This is a genomic window from Caulobacter sp. GW821-FHT10C03 (assembly GCF_059415485.1).
Window position 1 is genome coordinate 1 of the sequence record NZ_JBWKNI010000004.1, and the last position, 21529, is coordinate 21529.

General features: G+C 66.1%; 22 protein-coding genes. 4 read left to right on the forward strand and 18 right to left on the reverse strand.

The features are described 5' to 3' along the window. The 7 genes from trbL to trbB form a co-directional block, all read right to left on the reverse strand. Positions 1-914 (reverse strand): P-type conjugative transfer protein TrbL (gene trbL / locus AC07NG_RS05865; protein ID WP_492860843.1); only part of this gene is annotated, 914 nt, incomplete at its 3' end. Next, positions 914-1177: a putative entry exclusion protein TrbK-alt gene (trbK-alt, locus tag AC07NG_RS05870; protein WP_492860842.1), complete on the reverse strand. Its 264-nt coding sequence runs from the start codon at positions 1175-1177 to the stop codon at positions 914-916. The genes trbL and trbK-alt, both read right to left, overlap by 1 nt. Continuing rightward, positions 1174-1914: a P-type conjugative transfer protein TrbJ gene (gene trbJ, locus AC07NG_RS05875; RefSeq protein WP_492860841.1), complete on the reverse strand. Its 741-nt coding sequence runs from the start codon at positions 1912-1914 to the stop codon at positions 1174-1176. The genes trbK-alt and trbJ overlap by 4 nt, the downstream gene beginning before the upstream one ends. Then, on the reverse strand, positions 1911-4328 hold the full coding sequence (gene trbE, locus AC07NG_RS05880; RefSeq protein WP_492860840.1) for a conjugal transfer protein TrbE: 2418 nt from the start codon (positions 4326-4328) through the stop codon (positions 1911-1913). Before trbE ends, trbJ begins: the two co-directional genes overlap by 4 nt. Before the next feature lie 4 nt (positions 4329-4332). Continuing rightward, the gene (locus tag AC07NG_RS05885; RefSeq protein ID WP_492860839.1) at positions 4333-4602 is read right to left on the reverse strand and encodes a VirB3 family type IV secretion system protein; all 270 of its coding nucleotides are present in this window, start codon (positions 4600-4602) and stop codon (positions 4333-4335) included. Further along, a complete protein-coding gene (locus tag AC07NG_RS05890) occupies positions 4599-4910 on the reverse strand; it encodes a TrbC/VirB2 family type IV secretion system protein (protein WP_492860855.1) in 312 nt (103 codons plus the stop codon). Before AC07NG_RS05890 ends, AC07NG_RS05885 begins: the two co-directional genes overlap by 4 nt. A 50-nt stretch (positions 4911-4960) precedes the next feature. After that, positions 4961-5878 carry a P-type conjugative transfer ATPase TrbB gene (trbB, locus tag AC07NG_RS05895; RefSeq protein WP_492860854.1) on the reverse strand — a complete coding sequence of 306 codons (918 nt, stop codon included), beginning with the start codon at positions 5876-5878 and terminating at the stop codon, positions 4961-4963. 269 nt (positions 5879-6147) lie between these two features. Here trbB and AC07NG_RS05900 point away from each other — a divergent pair, with 269 nt between their 5' ends. Then, positions 6148-6411, forward strand: coding sequence for a hypothetical protein (locus AC07NG_RS05900; RefSeq protein ID WP_492860838.1), 264 nt, complete (start codon positions 6148-6150; stop codon positions 6409-6411). On the opposite strand, the gene AC07NG_RS05905 is transcribed toward AC07NG_RS05900, so the two are convergent. The 3 genes from AC07NG_RS05905 to AC07NG_RS05915 all read right to left on the reverse strand — a co-directional run bounded on the left by AC07NG_RS05905 (position 6408) and on the right by AC07NG_RS05915 (position 9397). Then, positions 6408-6827, reverse strand: coding sequence for a CopG family transcriptional regulator (locus tag AC07NG_RS05905; RefSeq protein WP_494592706.1), 420 nt, complete (start codon positions 6825-6827; stop codon positions 6408-6410). The two genes, AC07NG_RS05900 and AC07NG_RS05905, sit on opposite strands and share 4 nt — an antisense overlap. 1 nt (position 6828) lies before the next feature. Further along, positions 6829-8796: a conjugal transfer protein TraG gene (locus AC07NG_RS05910; protein ID WP_492860836.1), complete on the reverse strand. Its 1968-nt coding sequence runs from the start codon at positions 8794-8796 to the stop codon at positions 6829-6831. Between the two features lie 286 nt (positions 8797-9082). After that, complete coding sequence (locus AC07NG_RS05915; protein WP_492860835.1) at positions 9083-9397, reverse strand: hypothetical protein; 315 nt, start codon at positions 9395-9397, stop codon at positions 9083-9085. Between the two features lie 159 nt (positions 9398-9556). Between AC07NG_RS05915 and AC07NG_RS05920 the strand changes: the two genes are divergently transcribed. Next, complete coding sequence (locus AC07NG_RS05920) at positions 9557-10318, forward strand: helix-turn-helix domain-containing protein (protein ID WP_494592707.1); 762 nt, start codon at positions 9557-9559, stop codon at positions 10316-10318. A 38-nt stretch (positions 10319-10356) separates the two neighbouring features. Beyond that, on the forward strand, positions 10357-11283 hold the full coding sequence (locus AC07NG_RS05925) for a 3'-5' exonuclease (protein WP_492860833.1): 927 nt from the start codon (positions 10357-10359) through the stop codon (positions 11281-11283). Between the two features lie 15 nt (positions 11284-11298). Here AC07NG_RS05925 and AC07NG_RS05930 read toward each other — a convergent pair whose 3' ends face one another. From AC07NG_RS05930 to AC07NG_RS05950, 5 genes are all read right to left on the reverse strand, one after another. After that, on the reverse strand, positions 11299-11934 hold the full coding sequence (locus AC07NG_RS05930; protein ID WP_492860832.1) for a DUF2026 family protein: 636 nt from the start codon (positions 11932-11934) through the stop codon (positions 11299-11301). A 107-nt stretch (positions 11935-12041) separates the two neighbouring features. Next, entirely contained in the window at positions 12042-13769 is a 1728-nt protein-coding gene (locus AC07NG_RS05935) for a UvrD-helicase domain-containing protein (protein ID WP_492860831.1), read from the reverse strand. Next, positions 13766-15499 carry an ATP-dependent nuclease gene (locus AC07NG_RS05940; protein WP_492860830.1) on the reverse strand — a complete coding sequence of 578 codons (1734 nt, stop codon included), beginning with the start codon at positions 15497-15499 and terminating at the stop codon, positions 13766-13768. Before AC07NG_RS05940 ends, AC07NG_RS05935 begins: the two co-directional genes overlap by 4 nt. A gap of 180 nt (positions 15500-15679) precedes the next feature. Further along, positions 15680-16060 carry a response regulator transcription factor gene (locus AC07NG_RS05945; RefSeq protein WP_492860829.1) on the reverse strand — a complete coding sequence of 127 codons (381 nt, stop codon included), beginning with the start codon at positions 16058-16060 and terminating at the stop codon, positions 15680-15682. 107 nt (positions 16061-16167) lie between these two features. Next, the gene (locus AC07NG_RS05950) at positions 16168-16791 is read right to left on the reverse strand and encodes a response regulator transcription factor (protein ID WP_494592708.1); all 624 of its coding nucleotides are present in this window, start codon (positions 16789-16791) and stop codon (positions 16168-16170) included. A 69-nt stretch (positions 16792-16860) separates the two neighbouring features. Between AC07NG_RS05950 and AC07NG_RS05955 the strand changes: the two genes are divergently transcribed. Next, positions 16861-18840: a PAS domain-containing protein gene (locus AC07NG_RS05955; RefSeq protein ID WP_494592709.1), complete on the forward strand. Its 1980-nt coding sequence runs from the start codon at positions 16861-16863 to the stop codon at positions 18838-18840. Here AC07NG_RS05955 and AC07NG_RS05960 read toward each other — a convergent pair. The 3 genes from AC07NG_RS05960 to AC07NG_RS05970 all read right to left on the reverse strand — a co-directional run bounded on the left by AC07NG_RS05960 (position 18809) and on the right by AC07NG_RS05970 (position 21361). Further along, positions 18809-19438 (reverse strand): ATP-binding protein, encoded by a 630-nt coding sequence (locus AC07NG_RS05960; protein WP_492860826.1) that lies wholly within the window; start codon positions 19436-19438, stop codon positions 18809-18811. The two genes, AC07NG_RS05955 and AC07NG_RS05960, sit on opposite strands and share 32 nt — an antisense overlap. Positions 19439-19552: 114 nt before the next feature. Next, positions 19553-20191, reverse strand: coding sequence for a DedA family protein (locus tag AC07NG_RS05965; protein WP_492860825.1), 639 nt, complete (start codon positions 20189-20191; stop codon positions 19553-19555). Between the two features lie 198 nt (positions 20192-20389). Beyond that, the gene (locus AC07NG_RS05970; RefSeq protein WP_494592710.1) at positions 20390-21361 is read right to left on the reverse strand and encodes a pirin family protein; all 972 of its coding nucleotides are present in this window, start codon (positions 21359-21361) and stop codon (positions 20390-20392) included. Positions 21362-21529: the final 168 nt, after the last annotated feature.

The window sequence follows — 21529 nt, forward strand, 5'->3', positions numbered from 1 at the left end:
CCCATCGCCAGGCCCGCCGCGCCTCCGGCCGCCATTCCCGCCAGAGCGCCGCCGGCCAGCAGGGCGCCGCCGGCCGCGGCCCCCGCGCCCACGGCCGCCCCGGCCGACAGCTGAGGCCCGCCCGCGATCAGGCCGCTGGCGATGCCCGGCGCGAAGAGGCCAAGCCCCAGCAGGCACAGCGAGGCCAGGACAACGGCCAGGGCTTCCTCGATCGTCGGCTGGGTGGAGGCGAACCCGGCGGTGAACTGGGAAAACAGCGTCGAGCCGATGCCAACCACAACCGCCAAGACCATGACCTTCACGCCCGAAGCCACGACCGCGCCCAGCACGCGCTCGGCGAGGAACGCGGTCTTGCCGAATAGGCCCCAGGGCATCAGCACAAAGCCGCACAAGGTGGTCAGCTTGAATTCGATCAACGTCACGAAGAGCTGCACCGCCAGGACGAAGAAGCTCAGAACGACGATCAGCCAGGCCAGCAACAGGACGGCGATCTGGATGAAATTCTCGAAGAAGGCGACATAGCCCATCAGGCCCGAAATGCTCTCGAGCAGCGGGCGTCCAGCGTCGATGCCGGCCTGGGCGACCCTTCCGGGCCGGAGCAGGTCGGCGGCCGAGAAGCCCGTTCCGGAAGCCTTCAGGCCAAGGCCAGCGAAGCTCTCGAAGATGATCCGGGCCAGAGCGTTCCAGTTGCCGATCAGATAGGCGAAGGCGCCGATGAAGAGGGTCTTGCGGATCAGGCGCGCGATGACGTCCTCGCCCTCGCCCAGGCTCCAGAACAGCGCCGCCAGGGTGACGTCGATGACGATCAGGGTCGTGGCGATGAACGCCACCTCGCCGCCGAGCAGTCCGAAGCCGGAGTCGATGTAGGACGTGAAAACGCCCAGGAAGCGATCGATGACGCCGGGCCCTTCCATCAGCGCTTGGCCTCCGAGCCGCTCAGGAAGCGCGTGCGCGCATCGGCCCAGGCCTTCAGGCAGGTCGGCTCTTGCGCGCCGGCCGCGCCGAGCGCCTGGCAGCGCGCCAACTCGGCCTGCTGGGCCTGGGGATGGGTGGGCGCGGCGACTACTGGCGCCGGCGGCACGACCGGCGTCTTGCGGCCGGCCTCGAGCGCGGTGACGAGAACGGCCAGGGCGGCCAGGCCGATCGCGCCCAGGCGAAACGCCAGGCGCGTGTTCATGGCTGATTGAACATCTTGGCCGCGCCAGGCTGGTAGCCTGCGCCGGGCGTCAAAAAGCGACGAAGCTGCTCGCGTGCCTGGTCCTGCGCCGCGGCGCGCTGGGCTGCTTCCAGCGTCTGGGCCCTGCTCGAGGCGGCCAGCAGGGTGATCAGATCCGACAGTTGCTGCGATTGGAGCGCCAGGAGTTGGTTGCCGGCCTGAGCCGCCTGCAAGGCCCCGCTCGCCGACTGGCTGGCGCCCACCAGAACGCTCATCTCCGAACGGGCGTCGTCGAGATTGCCCACGACGCCGGCCTGCACCTTCAGGGCGTCCTGGAAGGCCGCCACGCTGTTGGCCCAGCGCGTGCGCGCGTCGGTCACAAGATCGAGGTCGCCGGCGCTGAGGTCCGCCGGGCGATAGGCGGCCTTGAACGCCGCCTCGATATCGCTGACCCGCAGCGCCAGGCCCTTGGCCTCGTCGACCAAGGCGCGGGTGCGTTGCAGCTGGCTCTGCAGCGTCCCCAGGGCCGAGTATGGCAGCGACGTCAGGTTTCGCGCCTGGTTGACGAGCGACTGGGCTTGGTTCTGGAGGCTGGTGATCTGGTTGTTGATCTGTTGCAGCGAACGGGTCGCGGTCAGCAGGTTCTGGGCGTAGTTGGTCGGATCAAAGACCGTGAACTGCGCGAACGCGACGGCCGGGACGGCGGCCAGAACGCCGGCCGCGAGCAGCAGCCGGCGCCGAGCAAGGCGCTGGGTCATGACAGCATCTCCTGTGGCAGGGTCGAGAGAAGGTCGGCGGCCCAATCGAGCCCCCGCTCGATCAGCCAGGCTCGGGCGAAGCCATCCTGGCCGGCTTTCGCCAAGACCCGGTCCATGGCGGCGTGATCGCTCTTGGAGGAGGCCGCGGCGAAGGCCAGGGCCACTTCGCCCAGACCAAGCTCGAACAGGCGGTCTCCCACCGGCGACTGGCAGTAGTAGTCGCGCTTGGGCGTGGCCTGGGCGAGGATCTCAATCTGCCGGTCGTTGAGGCCAAAGCCCCGATAGACCTCGGCGATCTGAGGTTCCAGCGCCCGGGCGTTAGGGAGGAACAGCCGTGTAGGACAGCTTTCGATGATCGCCGGCGCGATCGTGCTGCCTTGGATGTCGGCCAAGGATTGGGTCGCGAAGACGACGCTGGCGTTCTTCTTGCGCAGGGTCTTGAGCCATTCGCGCACCTGGCCGGCGAACAGCGGGTCATCCAGCGCCAGCCAACCCTCGTCGATGATCACCAGGGTTGGCCGCCCGTCGAGCCGGCCCTCGATGCGGTGGAAAAGATAGGCCAGGACCGCAGCGGCGCCGGGCGCGCCCACGAGGCCTTCGATCTCGTAGGCTTCAAGGTCGGCAAACCCGAGACTTTCATGGTCCGCGTCGAGCAGGCGGCCGGCCGGCCCACCCAGGCAGTAGGGCGCCAGCGCCAACTTCAAAGGCGCATTCTGCAGGAGCGCGGCCAGCCCACTCAGGCTTCGCTGGTCGACGGGCGTGCTCGCCAGGGCCCCTAGGGCCGACCAAAGGTGCTGGCGACCCTCCGGATCGGGCGCCATCCCCTCCTTGGCCAATAGCGCCGTCAGCCAGTCGAGCGCCCAAGCCCGTTCGGCGGGATCGTCGACCTTCGCCAAAGGCTGCAGCGCCGGGGCGCCGTCGGTCCCCAGGTCGTGGAAGCGTCCGCCCATGCCCAGAACCGAGGCGCGGATGGAGCCGCCAAAATCGAACGTGAAGATTTGAGCGCCGGGGTAACGACGGAACGACAGGGCGAGGATGGCCAGCAGCACGGACTTGCCCGCGCCAGTCGGTCCCAAGACCAGGGCGTGACCAACGTCGCCGACGTGCAACGAAAAACGGAACGGGGTCGACCCGTCGGTGCGGGCCTGAAAAAGGGGCGGGCCGCCGAGATGAGCATCGAGGTTTGGCCCGGCCCACACCGCCGACAGCGGCATCATGTGCGCGAGGTTGACCGTCGAGATCGGCGGCTGACGGACATTGGCATAGACTTGGCCCGGCAGGCTCCCGAGCCAAGCCTCCACCGCATTGAGGGTCTCGGGGATGACGGTGAAATCCCGACCCTGGATCACCTTCTCGACCAGGCGGAGCTTATCGTTGGCGACCTTGGGATCGGCGTCCCAGACCGCGACGGTGGCCGTAACGAAGGCCTGAGCCACATCGTCCGCGCCGAGGTCCTGCAGGGCAGCGTCGGCGTCGGCGGCCTTGTTGGCCGCGTCGGTGTCGACCAGCGCCGAAGCCTCGTTGGTCATCACCTCCTTGAGAATGGCGGCGATTGACTTGCGCTTGGAAAACCACTGCCGCCGGATCCGCGAAAGCAGTTTGACCGCGTCGGTCTTGTCGAGCATCAGCGCGCGCGTCGACCACCGATAGGGAATGGCCAGACGATTGAGCTCATCCAGGATCCCCGGAAAGGTCACGCTCGGAAAGCCGATCACGCTCAGCACCCGCAGGTGTCTCTCGCCCAGGCGCGGCTCAAGGCCGCCGATCAGAGGCTCGGTCGCCAGAAGCACGTCCAGGTGCATCGGTGTCTCAGGGACCCGAACGGCCTGCCGTTGGGTGGTGACCGCACCATGCAGGAACGTCAGGGTCTCGGCGTCGTCGAGCCAGGTCGCCAGCGGCATGAAGCCTTCGATCAGCTGCAAGACCCGGTCCGTGCGAGCGATGAAGCCTTGAGCGTCCTCCCAGGCGTCCGGCCCCCGCGAGGCGCGCCCTTCGATCATCAGCGCGCCGAGACGGGAGACATCCTCGGCCGGCGGCCGCCAGACGAAGGTCAGATAGTAGCGGGACTCGAAGTGAGACCCGTGCTCGGCGAATTGCTCACGCCGTTCCAGGTCGACCAGGGCCGACGCGCGGTCGGGAAAACTGCTCCTGGCATAGCCGGGGGCCGGATCACGTCTGGCCTCGATGAATAGCGCCCAGCCCGAGCCGAGCCGGCGGAGCGCGTTGTTCAGGCGCGCGGTGGTCGCCGTCAGCTCGGCCGGAGTGGCGCTGTCGAGGTCGGGGCCGCGAAACCGTGCGGTTCGCTGAAGGCTGCCATCCTTGTTGAGCACCACGCCTTCAGCGACCAAGGCCGCCCAAGGTAGGAAGTCGGCCAAGGCCGGCGTCCGGTCGCCATAGACCTTCAGCGCCATCATCGGCCTACACCCGCAGATAGGGCGGGTAGCGCAGGTGGCGTCGTCCCACCTCGACGAACTGCACATCGTAGCGCGCGGCCCAGACGGCGAGCGCGTGCCCGACCAGCCAGACGATCAGACCGACGATCCACAGCCGCAGGCCAAGACCGATCGCCGCGGCCAACGTGCCGTTGGCGATCGCCACGGTTCGCGGCGCGCCGCCCAGCAGGATCGGCTCCAGCAACGCGCGATGCACCGTGGCATAGTAGCCGGCGGGGACCTCGGCGGACGTCATGCGATCATCGCTCCGCCGCCGAACGAGAAGAACGACAGGAAGAAGCTCGACGCCGCGAAGGCGATCGACAGACCGAACACGATCTGGATCAGCCGCCGAAAGCCGCCTGAGGTTTCGCCGAACGCCAGCGACAGACCCGTCACGATGATCACGATCACCGCCACGATCTTGGCGACCGGCCCCTCGATCGATTCCAGGATCGACTGCAGCGGCGCCTCCCAGGGCATGGAGGAGCCGGCCGCGCGCGCTGGCAGCGCGTAAAGCACACTGCCAGCTGTGAGGGCCGCGCAGCCGAGCCGGTCGAGCATCGTGCCGGCCAGCAGCCGGCGTTTGCGGCGTGCGGCCGCATGAGGCGAGGTCATTGCAGGTCTCCTGGGGGTGAGAGCACGTAGTCGCCGTCGGCGAGCGCCTCGACGGCGGCCAGATCGATCAGGCGGCGCGGTCCGTCCCGTCCCGACAGGACCGCGACGATATCGACCGTCTCGGCGATCAGGGCGCGGGGGACGACGGTGGCCGCTTCCTGGATCAGCTGTTCGAGCCGGCGTAGTGCGCCGAGCGCCGAGCCGGCGTGAATGGTGGCCACCCCGCCTGGATGACCTGTCCCCCAGGCCTTGATCAGGTCGAGCGCCTCGGGACCGCGCACTTCGCCGATGATGATCCGGTCTGGGCGCAGGCGTAGGGTGGAGCGCAGCAGCTCGGTCAGGGAGGCCACGCCCTCCTTGCTGCGCAGCGCCACGGTGTTGGCCGCGAGGCAGCGCAGTTCGATGGTGTCCTCGATCAACACGATCCGTTCGCGGCGGTCGGCCAGTTCGGCGAGCAGCGCGTTGGCCAGGGTGGTCTTGCCGCTGGAGGTGGCGCCGGCGATCAGGACGTTTCGCCGGCCAGCGATCGCGGCCTGGAGCACGGCGGCCTGCCGACTGCTCATCACCCCGGCGGCGACATAGTCGGCCAGGCGCATGGCCCGGACAGCCGGCTTACGGATGGCGAACGTCGGGGCGACGACGACGGGCGGCAGCAGGCCTTCGAAGCGTTCGCCGCCTTCCGGCAACTCGGCCGAGATTCTCGGTGAGCGCGCGTGAACCTCGGCGCCAACGTGATGAGCGACCAAACGAACGATCCGTTCGGCTTCGGCGGCGCTGAGCACCGCCTCGGTCGCGATGAGCCCCTCGCCAAGTCGGTCGACCCAGAGCCGACCGTCGGGATTGAGCATCACCTCGATAATGTCGGGCTCGCCGAGCCAGGCGGCTATAGCCGGCCCGAGCGCCGTGCGCAGCATGCGCTGGCTGCGCTGCGCGGGTTCGCTGTTGAGGAGTTGGAGCGACACTGGGGAGCCTCGGCATGGGGCGGAGGCTTTCTAGAGAAGGCTGACCTTCCGGCGACGCAACAAGCCCCTTGGGTTCGGCGTGGGCTGGCGGGCAAAGACAGGCGATGGCGTAGGCGGGCCGGGTTTGCGAGGAGGCAGAACTACGGAGAGCCTGAAAAACGCCTATGGCTCAGCTTGCGAGGCAGGGCGTTGGCCGTGATGGTAACGGCGTGGTTGAGCGAATGGATTTCACCGACAAGATAAGGGCGCTGGTCATCACCGAGCTGGCCCTGGCCAATCGCGATCCGGAGCGGATCGAGCTGGTTATCGCCCGACTGACCGAACTGCTCGGCGCGGCGCTTGTTGTGGCCCATAGGGATGATCGAAGGGCGCTCGATCAAAGATGCTCCGCGCTCGAAGGCCAGATCCATCGCGAAGCCGTTCTCAAACTTGAGATGCTCAAGGCGCTCGGCGCCGACCGATGGGACGACGAGCCTCCGGCCTAGGGATCCATCAGATCATCAACCTGGGTTCCAGCGATGTCCTGCGACAGGGTCCTGCCCTTGGCGATCCGCCGTCCGAGCGCGGCCAGGAAGTTGTCATAGCGCTCACGCCCCTTGGCCTGCTGCGCCGCCAGCGCCGCCTCGGGGAGCGCCAAGGTGTTAGCCAGCCAGAACCTGACGAAGAGCCCGATGGCTTCGTTGGCGATGAGACCTTGCTGTTCGAGACGGTCGGCCTGCCGCGACAGGCGATCTAGCCGCCGGCTGAGCGCGGCCTCGAGTTGCTCGGCGCCATCGGGCGACAGGAACGATTCAAGCGCGGCCTCGACGACCAGCGCTTGGGAAATGCGCTTGCGGAGCGCGTAGTCCGCCAAGCGGCGCGCCAAGCTGGGGGGAAGGCGGAACGTGTGCTTGCTGCGCACCCTAGAGCTCCACACCATCGTCGGGATCGAGCGCGGCCAAGCGGGCGGTCCCGGACATGCGTTTGTCGACGCGAACACTCGCGGCGTCGAGATCCGCATTGGGACCGACATCCTCGAACGCGAACTCGTCGGTGAAGGTGGGGAGCTCATTCAGGGTCGGCGCCAGTTCGAGCGTGCGGGGCGCAGGTCCCTCGCCAGCGCCTTCAACCGGGGTTGACGGTCCGGCTTCGGCCAAGCCGTCTACCGGGATCGCAAGCCTTGCCCAATCGTCACGCCGCGATTCCGCCGCGCGCCAGGGCGATGGCGGCTGGAGGATTCGTCCAGCCAGGCGCGGATCCTCGAAGTAGCGGGCCTTGTGGGCGCGAATTGGCGGCGAGCCCGCGAGCATAACCACCTCCTCGTCGGCTGGCAGCTGCATGATCTCGCCAGGCGTCAGCAGCGGCCGCGGTGACTCCGCCTTCGAGACCATCAGGTGACCAAGCCAAGGAGAAAGTCTGTGGCCAGCATAGTTGCGCATGGCTCGCTCCTCCGTGGCCGTACCCAAGGCGTCGGAGATGCGCTTGGCGGTGCGCTCGTCATTGGTGGCGAAGCACACGCGCACATGACAGTTGTCGAGAATGGCGTTGTTGGGCCCGTAGGCTCGTTCGACCTGGTTGAGGGACTGGGTGATCAAGAACGCCTTCACGCCGTAGCCGGCCATGAACGCTAGGGTGCTCTCCAAGAAATCGAGGCGGCCGAGGACGGGAAGTTCGTCCAGCATGAGCAGGAGGCGCTGCCGGGTTGAGACGCCCTGCAGGCTTTCGGTCAGTCGACGGACGATCTGGTTGAGGATCAGTCGGATCAGAGGCTTGGTGCGGCTGACATCCGAGGGCGGTACGACCAGGTACAGGGAACAGGGACCGCCATCGACCAAATCGGCGATGCGCCAGTCGCACCGCGCTGTGACCTGGGCGACGACCGGATCGCGGTAGAGGCCTAGGAAGGTCATCGCGGTGGAGAGCACGCCCGAGCGTTCGTTGTCGCTCTTATTCAAAAGCTCGCGGGCGGCGCTGGCGACGACGGGGTGCGGCCCGGCCTCGCCAAGATGCGGGGTGCGCATCATCACCGCCAAGGTCTGCTCGATGGTGCGCCTGGGATCGGAGAGGAAGGTGGCCACGCCGGCCAAAGTCTTGTCCGCTTCGGCGTAAAGCACGTGCAGAATGGCGCCGACCAGGAGAGCGTGGCTGGTTTTCTCCCAATGGCTGCGCTTGTCGAGCGAGCCTTCCGGATCAACCAGAATGTCGGCCACGTTCTGCACGTCGCGCACTTCGTTCTCGCCGCGGCGCACTTCCAGCAGCGGATTATAGGCCGACGACCGCGCATCGGTCGGATCGAACAGAAGGACACGGCCCAGTCTCGCGCGAAACCCCGCCGTCAGCGTCCAGTTCTCGCCCTTGATGTCGTGAACGATGGCCGATCCCGGCCAGGTCAGCAGACTGGGCACCACCAAGCCGACGCCTTTGCCTGACCGGGTCGGGGCGAAACAAAGAACGTGTTCTGGGCCTCCATGACGAAGGTAGCCGTCTTTATGTCGGCCAAGCATCACGCCTTGGTCGACAAGCAGCCCCGCTTTTCGGATTTCGGCGGTTGTGGCCCAGCGCGCGGTCCCGAAGGTGCCGGCCCGGCCCTGTTCTCTCGCACGCCAAACGGACAACGCGATGGCGACGACCGCCGACAGCAGCCCGCCACTCGCCGCCACGAGAGCGCCCCGCAGGAAGACGGAGGGCGCATAGGCGTCGAAGGCGAACCACCACCAGAAGAACGCCGGCGGCGAATAGACGCCGTAGTCGCCCAGTCTGAACCAGGGCGGACCAAGCTGTGGCTGATGGCCGAGTGCATCGGCGGTCAGTTGGGTCGCCGCCCAGGTCGTCGCCAGGACGATCGCGCCCACGACAACGATCGGAACCCAGAGAATTCTGGCAGGCGACATGGCCGTCTCCACACAAGCGGAGACAGACCAATTGCGTCAGGCGGCAGGGACGCCAGGGCCAAAAAGCGCCCATCGCGCCCTGGCGTGCAAAGACAGGCGATGGCGAAAGCCCGTCCTTTGACCGCGCGCCGGTGTAGCGCTAACCGATGGAGACCTTGGTCGGGGAGCCTAGCGGCATGTCCAAGCGCTCGCGCCAAAACCCTGGGAGTCCTCGCACGACTTTTCCAACTCCCCGACTAGGATGGGCAATCTTTGAATTTGAGACGGCCGGAGGCATGATCGGTTCTCAGATCGCGCCCGAGGCGTCGCGGGCTTCCGGCGGCTTCCATGCGTTCTTAAGTCGGTAGGCGTCTTCGTAGGCGAAGCTCTCAACCCTCTGTAGGCCCCACTGGGCGTAGCGCCGCTGCGAGCATGCCCGGCCCACCCATTCACGCAAGTTGGCCGCTTTCTCACTCACGTACCCGTCGTGACCTGCAAGCTTCTCCAATTCGCGGGTCAGCCTATCGATCTGACCAACCAAATCCGGCCGGGGCCGACCGCCAAAGCCGGGCTCGGTCAATTTGAGAAGTTGCTCGACGATTTCATCGTATCGGTCAGCCACGTTTGATCTCCAAAGGAAACGGCACTCGAACACTAAACTTGAGTCGTCGCGGGCACAGGCCGGGTCGGATAGCCCAGGCACAGCGGTGCTGATTGGCCACGCAATTCAGATAGACACCACGCATTGCGTGGGTGTAGGCTTGATTGCGTGGAGAAGGTCATGGCAAGCTTGGAAGCCCCGTCGTCGCAGGATATCCGACTTTTTCGCGCCCAGCTCGACATGAGCCGTGCCGAGCTTGCGAGCCGTTTGGGGGCTGGCGTGCGCACCATCGAGGACTGGGAGGCCGGGCGGCGCACCGCGCCGGTCATGCTCCGCTTGGCGCTCGCGGCGTTGGCCCGGGAGGTTCCGCCCTGGAACCCCGCGCCCGCCTTGACCCCTGAAGCCAGTGTCGAAGAGGCCGAGCTGGCCGTCACGGCGATCCTGGCCCGGCTCGGCGACGAGAGGGCCTCGCGGTTTGTTGATCGCTACAAGGACTGCGTCAGGGCCGAAGCGACACCGGCCGAGCGAGTACTTTGCGGTCACCTGATCGGCTTTGAAGACGGCTACAACGTCGCCGACCTCTGCGAGACCTGGAACAGTTGGCCACAAAGGGGGTGGCGGACGAGCTACGTATTCTGGCCGACGATGCATGGCGTCACTCCGACCGTAGGCGTCGAGTGTCGACATGACGATAAGGTCAGGGAGTTGGCGATCTTCGTGGATCAGCATCGACCCGGTGAGAGACTCCCGGAGAAGCTCCGCATCGAGACGGCGCTGGTGACGCGAGGGGTGCGCGTCCTCTCGTTTAGCGCCGCCGACGTGCTGACCGATGGCGAGCGGTGCAAAGACACCATCGAAGTGGTTGTGTCCGAGATGGTCGACGAAGTCCTCTACGAGGACGGTCAAATCGCAAGTCCCTGGAAACGTCCGGAGCATCGATAGAGATCAGGACGCTCTGGCCTGACACATCGCCGATTCCCATGCCTGACGACGACCAGCCCCACCAAGTCTCGATCGAACCGGACCTCGCCGCCCTGGAGGCCATGGCCGCCCAGCTAGAGGCCAGCGGGCGCTACCGTCTGCTGCGCCGGTTCGAGTTCTGCAGCCTGCACACCGCCTTTGATCCCCAGACCCTCAAGCGCGGCATTTATCTCGACACCGAGACCACCGGCACAGACGGCCGGCGCGACGAGGTCATCGAACTGGCGATGATCCCGTTCGACTACGACCCGACCGGACGCCTCTGCGCGGTCGGCCAGCCGTTCGTGGCCCTCAACCAGCCGTCCAAGCCGATCCCGGCCGAGATCAGCAAGATCACGGGCATCACCGACGCAATGGTTGAGGGCCAGGCCATAGACCCGGTCACGGTCGCCGCCTTCATCGCCGAGGCGGTGTTAATCGTCGCCCACAACGCCGCCTTCGACCGCCCGTTCGCCGAGCGCCTGACCGACGCGTTCAAGTTCAAGGGCTGGGCCTGCTCAATGAGTCAGATCGATTGGAAGGGCCACGGGTTCGAGGGAACCAAGCTCTCTTACCTCGCTGGCCAATGCGGCTTCTTCTTCGATAGCCACCGAGCCGAGAACGATTGCTTGGCGGGTCTGGAAATCCTCGGCCGCCCTCTGCCCACCGGCCGCACGGCGCTCTCTCACCTGCTTGAGGCCGCCCGCACACCCAGCTGGCGCATCGTCGCAGAGCGCTCGCCGTTCGAGATGAAGGACAGGCTCAAGACCCGCGGCTACCGCTGGAACGGCGACGAGGCCGCCGGCCCGAAGGCTTGGTACACCGATGTCACCGAGGCCGACCGCGAGGCCGAACTCCTCTATCTCGCCCAAGAAATCTACGGCTACGAGCCCAACCTCAGCCCCAGGCGCATCACCGCCTTCGAACGGTTCTCCGAACGGGCCTGAGCGCCACCTGCAAGGTTACCAAATCCCAGTCGCGACCGTGGTGGGCAAGGTCAACCGCAGCGGGGCTCCATGGCTGTCGCCCATCATGATCGACGCCTTCTGCTTGCCGGTTCGCTTTCCAAACCAATGATCCGCGACCCTTAGAAGGTCGCCATTGGCTTCGCGATCAAAGAACCGGTCGATCAGCTCCTCGGTCAGCTCGGGATTCGGCATACCGTAGAAGTCGCCCGGCGTGTCCAGTGCATCCAGCGCCAGTGCCTCTTCAGCAAGCGGCCGCTGCAGCATCTTTCGCGGCGTTCCGAAGGTCGCCCCATGCTCGGCGAAGGCTTCCGGGAAGATCGGTGCCATGAAGTCCACTAGGTGGGTTTCCGTCTGAACCCACATGTGAAAACCCCCACCATCCGAGCTCAGCCGTCCCTCGTTCTGGCGCCCGAAGAAGGCGACGTCGGGCCGGTCTCCCCCGTTGACACACAGTCCAAATGCGCCGGCCACGACCTGCGCCCTGATCTTGTAATGCTTGTTGAGAACGAGCGCGCCGAAGGCGGCGAAGAAGATGCAGGCCCGTTCGGCAGACCCGATATCGCGGATAACCCCATGTGCGACCTGGTAGACGCGGTTGTACTCACTCAGCGGCAGCAGGGGTCTGGCCATGGCGGGCTCGGGACGGCGTCGAAGGGGCGACCCAGGCTTACCTGCGCTGCGGACCAAAGACCATGGCCGCATTCGACCGGGTCGCAAAAGCACCCAGGACGACCGCGCTATAGCGCGTGCTTCTCATCAACGAACAGGGGCCTTAGCCCCACCGCCGCCAGGCCAGCCTGATGCTCGGGCCAGATCGCCTGGGGCACCGCCACCCAGAGCAAGTCCCGGGGACGGGTGACGGCGACATAGCCGATCCGTCCGAGCTCGGTCCGGACCCCCGCAAGCAAGTGCTCCAGGTGCGGCTTGGTGACGATGTAGAGCACCGCGTCCAGGCTCTCGCCCTTGGCGCCATGGACCGTATCGATCCGCAGCTTCCTGACCAGGGCTGGATCGAGGGCGCAGACCGGGGCGGCCGGCAACGCCTTGACCGCCAATCGGCGATTGAGATTGTCGGCCGGTTTCAATCCGGACTGGGCTTCGATGGCCACGAGCAACGCCGCGGTCGTTACTCGCAGACGCTGGATCCAATCGGTGTCGGCCTGCAAGGTCGCCGACGGCAGACCCTCGCCCGACGAACGGGCAAACTTCCAGACGAGGCGGCGGACCGCAAGCAGTTCGCCATGCCGTCGCGGGTCGGCCAAGTGAGCCGCAAAGCCGCGCGGCGGATCGTCGAGTAAGGACTGTTCCAGGGCCTCTGCGACTAGAGCAAAGGCGCGATGGACATCGCCGCCGCCGTCCCGTGCCGCCGAGGCGGCCGCCAGCAGTCGCACCGCGCCGGCGCCGACCTCATCACCTTCGCCGGTCAGGGTGTCGACGAGCTTGGCGGCTCGGCACAGAACCGCGCTCTTGGCGGGATCCAGGCCGCAGGCGGCGATGGCGTGACGGAACCGGTCGATCACCACGTCGTAGCGTTCAGGGTCGCAAGGCACGGCAAAGGCGCCGAACGGTGGCGCGTGCGACGCCCGGTCGGTTTCGCCCTGCACTCCGCACAGGGCGTAGGCCACTGCGGTAATCTCCGGAATCGAGCGGTAGTTCTTGGAGAGCGGGCGCGGCGCAGGACTGTGAGCCTGCAGATAGGCGCCGTCAGCGCCGGCATATTCGTAAATGGCTTGGTTGGGGTCGCCGATCAGGGTCACGGTTGCGCCGTGCCGGGCAATAGCCGAGAGGATCGCCTGTTGGACGGAGCCGACGTCCTGGGCTTCGTCGATCAGGATCTGCGGATACCGGTTGGCGAAAGCCTTGAGCAGCCGCGGTTCGGCCCGAAAAGCGCGGCAGCACCAATAGCGGCCTAAGTCGTGGGTGTAGGCGCCGGTCTTACCCAGCCGCTCGACCAGATCCTTGGCCGCGTCGACGTCCAGGTCGATCTGCTTGTTGAACACCTCCAGATAGAAGACGAACCGCCCGCGCACTACTTTGACCCGGATGTTCTCGACGCTGACCGGTGGCCAGCCCTTGGCGGGCGGAGGCAGGGTAAAGCCCTTGAGGAAGGGCTCAGAGCCGTTGACCAGGAAGGCGGCCCGCTGCGCGCCCATCGCTCGATAGGCGTGCGGCCGCAGGACGTTGGCTGTGATGAAGGCGTCGATGGTGTCGATCTCGACGGGGCCCAACGCCGAGACCGCCTTGGCTTGGCACAACGCCGAATAGTCTCGGCGAAAGGTCTCGACGGCGACGTTGGAGAACGACAGTAGGGCTACGCGGCCATTGGGCCGGCCCAGCCGCTCACGCACGGCCAACAGCCGATGCACGGCGGTTCGGGTCTTGCCGCTGCCCGCGCAGGCCAGCACAGCCAGCGGATCAAGGTCTGCAGCGACGACCTCCTTCTGCTGATCAGAGAGGTCGATCATCGGGCCTGCATCTGACAGGCGTGGGCGATGGCGTCTTTGATGTAGCCCGGCACTACGCAGGCCGCGTCCTTGGCCAGGAAGGCCTGGGCGAGGGCCTGGCCGTAGCGGCCCTTCTGCACATTGTTCTGCGGCCGCTCGAACATGCCGCAGAACACCGCCCGCGCGCGGGCTTGACCCTCGGGCAGGTCAACGATTGCTTTGGCCAGGTCCGCGCCGATGCCCGGGTGGATGTCTGTTAGCGCCGCCATCATGGTGGCGACATTATCCGGTTCGAGGGCCAGGTCGTATTCCAGGGTCTTGAGGCCATGACAGACCTTCACCAGCGCGTCCTGGCGCTTGCACATACTTGCGGTGTTAGCCGACACGACAACCGCGTCGCCGGCGGCCGGATAGAGGGCTCTGCCCTCGGCGTCGATAGGGTCGGCGTCGGTGATAGCGGCGACAGGCACTCGCAGGGCCTTCTCGCCGAACAACGGCAGGAAGCAATCGAAGTTGAGGCCCTCAACGCTGATGACGCTGACCCCGTGGTCGCGCAACTTGAAGCCCGCCTTCTCGGCTAGAACGTTGACCAGCATCAGCTCCGCGGCCCCCTCAACGAAGATGATCCGCCGCGCGAAAAAGATCTCCGCTCGGGTCACGTCGAGATAGCGCTCAAGCTTCTCCCGCTTGCCCTTCTCGAACGCGACTGTGCGCGGCAGGAAGGCCTCGACATGGTCGCCCTGGTCGACCAGGCAGATCAGCGTCTTGAGTTCGGCGATGCTGGCGAAATTGGGCGAATGACTGGTGACGAAGATCTGCACGGGCTTTTCGCCCTCGACTGCGGCCTGGATGCCGGTCAGGTAGCGCAGAAGGACGGCCTGCAGCTGCGGATGCAGGTGGGCCTCCGGCTCTTCGATTACTAGGCCCCGGAAGGCGGCGCGGGTGTTCTTGGCCATCTCGCTGAGGACCACGGCCATAAAGATCAGGTTATTGAAGCCCAGGCCGTTCTGCTCGATGTCCAAGGCGTCGACGCTGATCGACAGGCGGGCGGCTAGACGCTGGAAATCGCTAACGCTGAGCCCTACGTCGAGCACCTGGGCCAACTGGTCGCCCAGCATGGTGGCGTGGCGGCCGGCGATCGCTTCCTGAGTCTTGATGATGGGCGGATGCTTCTTCAGCGTTTTGTCCAGCTCAACTAGGGCGGCGTTGATGCCTTCGCGGCCTTCGTCGTCAGCCAGGATTTGGATCAAGCGCGCCAGTTGGCTGCCGCGACTGGGTTTGAGCCCGTGAGACGCATCGCGCAAGGCTGGGAGATAGACCCCGCGCAGGTGGTCGGCCATGTCCGTGGTCAGGCTGTTTTCTTTGTGTTCGCCGCACCAGCGTCTTGCCTGCAGACGGCCGGTCTTGTCGGGCGAGCCGTAGCTAACGGAAAAATGAGCCCGCATTTGATCCCCGCCGGCGGGGCGGACCGCAGGCATGAACTCGGACTCGTCGTCCAGATCCAGGCCCGCGAACACATACTCGAACAGAATGTCGCCCTCGGCCTTTCCGCCTTTGGGCCGGTGGATGTCCTCGGTGGTCATGCGTGGATAGGGCTCGTCGAGGCCGCCTAGGAGCGCGCGCAGCGCGTCGACGACGGCGGTCTTGCCGGCATTGTTGGGTCCGACAAGGATGTTGAGGCCAGGCTGGAACTCCAGCGTGACGTCCTTCAGCTTCCGGAAGTTGCGGACCCGAAGTTCAGCCAGATGCACGCCGTTCTCCCCCCGCGCCCCAGGCTTCACATCGCGCGCCAGAGCGTCGATTCGCAGTATAAAGGACAGCGCCGCTGGAAAGGCGAGCCTAGGACGGTCGAACTCGCGCAGGTAGCGGACGGGTCTGCAACTCCGAGGGCACGAAGCACCTGAACCTTGCCAGTCTCATGCGCCCCTACGTTAAGGCTCAGGTTGGCGCGTCAGAGCGTCCTCAAGGCAGGTGATGAGGGCTTCGCCCGTGAAGGGCTTCTTCAGGAAGCAGGCCGCGCCGAGCTCGAGGCCGCGCTGTCGAGCGCGCTCGTCGACGAAGGCCGTAATCAGGATGACGGGCGTGGCGACGCCGCGCTCGGTGAGGGCGATCTTCAGGTCGAAGCCGCTGAGACCTGGCATTTGGACGTCGCTGATGACGCAAGCGCTGTCTCCGGCATGGTCGGAGGCGAGGAAGGCCGCCGCGGAGTCGAAGGTCGCAACCCTGTGGCCGAGCGAACGGATCAGCGCCTCGAGCGAGGTGCGGACCGCCTCATCGTCGTCGACCACCGAAATCAGGGGAGCTTGCGACACCACTACATCCTCTACGGACGTCGGGCCGCTCCAGGCGCAGGCGACGTCGACGCGGGCATAAGTGCCGCAAACCTGCTGGCCGTGAAATTATACTCGGGTCTATGGCGTTATGACGCAGCCGTCGCCTTCAACCCCAGAAGCTCGGCCAGACGCGCGAACTCAAGCATCGATTTGGCGCCCATCTTCCGCATCGCCGTGCTCCGATGGATTTTCACGGTGATCTCCGAAAGCCCGATCTCGAAGGCGATCTGCTTGTTCATGAGGCCGCCGGCGACCAGGCCCATGACTTGGCGCTCGCGGGCGGTCAGCGTCTCGTAGCGCTGGCGCGCTTCCTCGATCCCGGTGCGCTGCTGGCGCTGGGTCTCGTCCTTGGCGATGGCGGCCATCACCGCATCGAGCATGTCCTGGTCGCGGAACGGCTTGGCCAGAAAGTCGATGGCGCCGGCCTTCATGCCGCGAACGGTCATGGGGATGTCGCCGTGGCCGGTCATCAGCACCACGGGCATGCGGATGTCGGCCGTATTGAGCTGAGCCTGGAAGTCGAGGCCGCTCACGCCCGGCAACCGGATATCCAAGACGAGGCACCCTTTGTCATGCGCATGTCCGGACTTGAAGAAGTCCTGCGCGGTGGCGAACACGCGGGTTGCTAGGCCAACGGAGCGAAACAAGCTGTCGAGCGCGTCGCGGACAGCTGCGTCGTCATCAACGATGTGGACAGTGGGCTCTGACATTTGGCCTGATAGCTGGACCAACCGCCGAGCGCCGTCAATAAAGGCCCGCAACCTTTGGTGAGGATGATGTTGAAGGCCTTCGACGCCGCCGAACAGACGGGCGTTTCGCAGGAGGACATGCGTGCGATCACCAATGCGGTGCCGGCGCTGATCTCGTTTTTCGACGCCGACCACGTCTGTCGTTTCGCCAACGATTTTCACCGTGAATGGTATGGGCGCCCGCCGGAGGATCTGGTCGGCAAGGCGATGCTCGATTTCATCGGCCCAGAGCTGTACGCCGCCCGCCGACCCTTCCTTGATCGCGTCGCGGCCGGCGATCAGGTCGCCTTCGACGCCCAGGTACCCCACCGCGACGGCGGCATGCGCGACGCGGCCATCCGCTACATGCCCAAGATGGGCCCTTCGGGCTTCGAGGGATTCTACATTTTGGTATTTGATGTCGCTCGGCGAAAGCAGGAGCTGGCGGGCATGCTCGACCTCGCCCACGACGCCATCTTCGTGCGCGACCTGCAGGACAACATCACCTTCTGGAACCAGGGGTCTCAGGAGCTGTACGGCCACAGCCGGGAGATTGCTCGGCTCTCCAACGCCCATGATCTCCTTCAAACCCGCTTTCCCGCACCCCTCGACGAAATCAACAGCCAGCTCCTGGCCACCGACCAGTGGCAGGGCGAACTGACGCGGCGCCTGGCCGACGGCCGCGAAGTGGTGATCTCCACGCGCTGGTCGCTGCGTCGCGACGAGACCGGGACACCGGTCGAGATCCTCGAAACCGGCCGCGACATCACCGAAGGCCGCCGGGCCGAGGCGGCCCTGCGCCGTAGCGAATATCGCTTCCGCAACGTGTTCCACGCCATGAGCGTATCGTTCTGGGAGCTCGACTTCTCTGCTCTGGGCGGGATCCTCGGCCGGCTCAGGAGCGATGGCGTGACGGATCTGCGCGCCTACATCGCCGACCACCCGGGCTTCGTGCGCAAGATGATGGAATGTAGCCAGGTCGTGGACGTCAACGACAAGTCGCTGCAGCTGTTCAACGCCACTCGCGACCAGCTGGTCGGTCCCGTCGCCCGCTTTTGGCCGCCGTCGAGCGAACATATCTTCGCCGCCAGCGTCATGGCCTCCCTGGAACGCAAGTCCCACTTCGAGGCCGAGACCAAGTTCCGCACGCACGACGGCCGCGACTTCGACGGCCTCTTCACCTGCTGTTTCCCGCGCGAGCATTTGCAGCGGGGCACGACGCTGGTGGGCATCATCGACATCTCCGACCGAATTCGCGCCCAGGAAGATCTTCAGCGCGTGCAGTCCGAACTCGCTCATGCCGCTCGAATCTCGACCCTGGGCGAACTGACCGCCTCGATCGCCCATGAGGTCAATCAGCCACTCACCGCCATTGTCACCAACGGCGAGGCGGGCATGCGTTGGCTGCGGCGCGAAACCCCGGACCTGGAAGAGGTGCGCAAGGCGATCGACCGCATGATCGGAGAGGCCACGCGGGCGTCGGGCATCATCGGGCGGATCCGAACCATGGCCGTCAAAGGAGAACCCGAGAAGGCCAGGGTCGCGATCAACGGTCTCGTTGAGGACGCCACCCTCCTCGTTCGCCGCGAACTGGCGGCTCACGATGTGGCCTTGCAACTGCAGTTCGCGGCCGACCTGCCGGAGTTGGATGCCGACCGCGTCCAGCTTCAGCAGGTTCTGGTCAATCTGATGATCAATGGCGTCCAGGCGATGGGCGAGGCTGGCGGCCCCGAGAGAAACCTCACCATCCGTACCACGCTGGACGGCGACCGTGTCACGGTGTCGGTCAGCGACACCGGCCCTGGCGTTGCGCCCGAGCGCCGGGACCAGCTCTTCAACGCCTTCTACACCACCAAGTCCAACGGCATGGGCATGGGCCTGTCGATCTGCAAAACGATCATCGAGGCCCATGGCGGCGAGATCACGCTCGACGGAGAGGCCGCCCGGGGAGCGACCTTCCGACTGCGCTTGCCGGTCGCTCAGGCCGCGTCCGCTTCTGTCACCTTAGCGTTCGGGGAAACGTCAGGGTGATCAGGGCGCCGACGGGCGTGAACCGTCGCCTTATCGAGCCTCCGAGCTCATCGGCGAGCGCGTCGACGATCCGCCAGCCGCGGCCTGGCCGGGGCTCGCCCAAGCAGCCGCCGTTGTCGGCGACCCGACAGCGAACCTCCTCATTCTCGGTGAGATCGACACTCACGCGAATGGATCCCTGGCAGGCCAAATCGCCGTGCCGCACCGCGTTGGTGATCAGCTCGGAGACCACAAGGCCCACCTGCCAGCAGCGTTGCGCCTCGATCGCCACGGGCGCGTCGACGAACGTGAGACGGATCTCACGCTCCTCCAGCATGGTCCGAACCAGACTCGCGCAGAGATCCTGGAGATAGATCGACAAGTCTATGATGTCGGGGGTGACCGGTGGCTGCAGCGCGCGGTGGCTTTCGGCGTGGCGACGCAGGCGGGCCGCCGCGGCCGTCAGAGCTTCCCGCACTTCGACATTGGCGTTTCGCGCCGCCTCCCGCGCCAGGCTGGCCACGGCGAGGGCGTAATCATTGGCCACGCGATGGGCCAGTTCGTCCACAAACAGCCAGGCGGCGGCCGGTTCGTTTCTGGTCTGAGTGCTGGGGAACATGCGTGTCCGGCTCCACGTCAACCGCCCCTGTCGGACCGGCTGGGAGACCATCGCAGACGCGGCGGCGGCGATCTTGGATCCAAGCGCGTCGAATAGGATGGCTGCCCGCCGCGCTCAGCAGGCGCAAGGGCGAGGTGCGGTCCCAGCGCGCAGGTGACGCAGAATCGCGACGCTGACGAGGATGACCAGAGCGGCGGCCAAGGCAGCCAGACCCAGGGTCTGCCAAGGAACGTCGGCGACGAGGGCGACGCCGCGCCCGGCCAGGTAGCCCGGGATCAGGAAGACGCCGACCCACACCACGCCCGAAAGCGCGTTGGCGATATGGAAGCGCAAGACCGGCATGGCCATCATGCCGGCCATGATCGGAACAAAGGCGCGCAGCGGGCCGCCGAAGCGGCCGAGGAACAGGGTGGCGACGCCGTACTTTTGGGTGGCGGTGCGGGTTCTGGTCAGCAAGGTCTGATGGCGCGAAAGCCAAGGGTGGGCCAGCGCGCGAACACCCATGCGGCGTCCAAGGGCATAGGAGGCCGCGTCGCCCAGGATCGCGCCGGCCAGGGCGAAGACCACCACCTGGGTCGCATCCAGCACGCCGGTCGCCACCAACCCTCCGGCGACGACCAGCAGCACCGTCGCGGGCAGAAAGGCGCCGATCAGCACCATGGATTCGCCGAACGTGATCAAGCCGACGATGGGTCCCGCCCAGGCGCGATGTTCGGCGATGAAGCTCGAAACCGTATGGGTGAACCCGTCCATGATCTTGTCCTTGGGGTAAGCGGTCTTCGACCGCCGCCGGGGTGAAATGCGCGCTTATGGGTCTCTGATGAAGTCGAATAAAATCGTCCAAGTTGTTCGGCTTTTCCGAACATTGGCGCGAGGCCGGAGCCATGGTCCCAAGGTCTGGCTCAAGGTTCTTGAAGGATCGCGCGACCACCGGGACAGATGGCGTGGGACCTATGGGTTGGAGATCACACCCATCCGGCCAGACCGATAGTCGCCGACCGCGCGCTGCAGCTCCTCGGCCGAGTTCATGACGAACGGGCCGTAGCGAAGGATCGGCGTATCGAGGCGATCACCGCCCAGCACAAGGAGTTCCGTCCCCGCCGTCGCCGACAGGACGACGGGCTGGCCCGCCGTGAGGCGCGCCAGTTCGCCCTTCTCGACCGGCCGGGTGTCGCCGCCGACCAGGGCCGAGCCCTGCATGACATAGACGCCCAGTTCCTGGCTTGCCGTCGGCGTTACCAGGGAGTCGTCGGCGTCGAAGGATACGTGCAGGGCCAACGGCGCGCCAAACGTCTCGACCGGCCCAGTCACCGCGCCGACCTGGCCGGCCACCAGCCGCGCCCGCGTCGCGCCGCCTTCGGACGGCAGGAGCGGGATCTCGCCAGCGCCGATGTGACGGTAGGCGGGGTCAATGTGTTTCGAGCCGGCAGGCAAATTGATCCACAGCTGTACGCCGTGGGTGCGCTCGCCGGGCTTCATGGCCGCGATATCGGGTTGCTCGTCATGAACGATCCCGCGTCCGGCTCGCATCCACTGGACGTCGCCGGGCGACATGGTGCTGGCGTTGCCCAGGCTGTCCTTGTGCCTCATCCGCCCCTCGATCAGCAGCGTAAGGGTTTCGATGCCCGCGTGCGGATGGGCCGAGGCACCCTTGGCCTTGGCTGGGTCGAAGGCAATGGGGCCGAAGTGATCCAGGAAGATGAACGGCCCGACGCTTTCATAGCCCTGACCGGGGACGGCGCGCAGGACGTCTACCCCGTCGCCTTCGATGGTGTGGAAGGCGCGGTGGCGGCTTTGGATCTCTCGAACGGGTGACATGGCGGGCTCCTTGAGGAGCCTCAAGTGGCGTTGGCCAGCGGGGCTTTCACCGGGGAAAAAATCGAAGATCTTGTTCGAGATTTCCGCTCCTGGGATCAGCGCCATGACAGCGTGCGGCGGCGCCTGAAACGCTTGGCGAGCAGCCTGACCACGGTGACGAAGACGAGGAATTTCCAGATTTCCGCAAAGACGTTTGTACGGCGCATGATGCGGTCCTTTCGAGCAGCAGCCAGCGGCGGGGCGCCGCGAGGGCCGCCATCTGCCATTCACGGG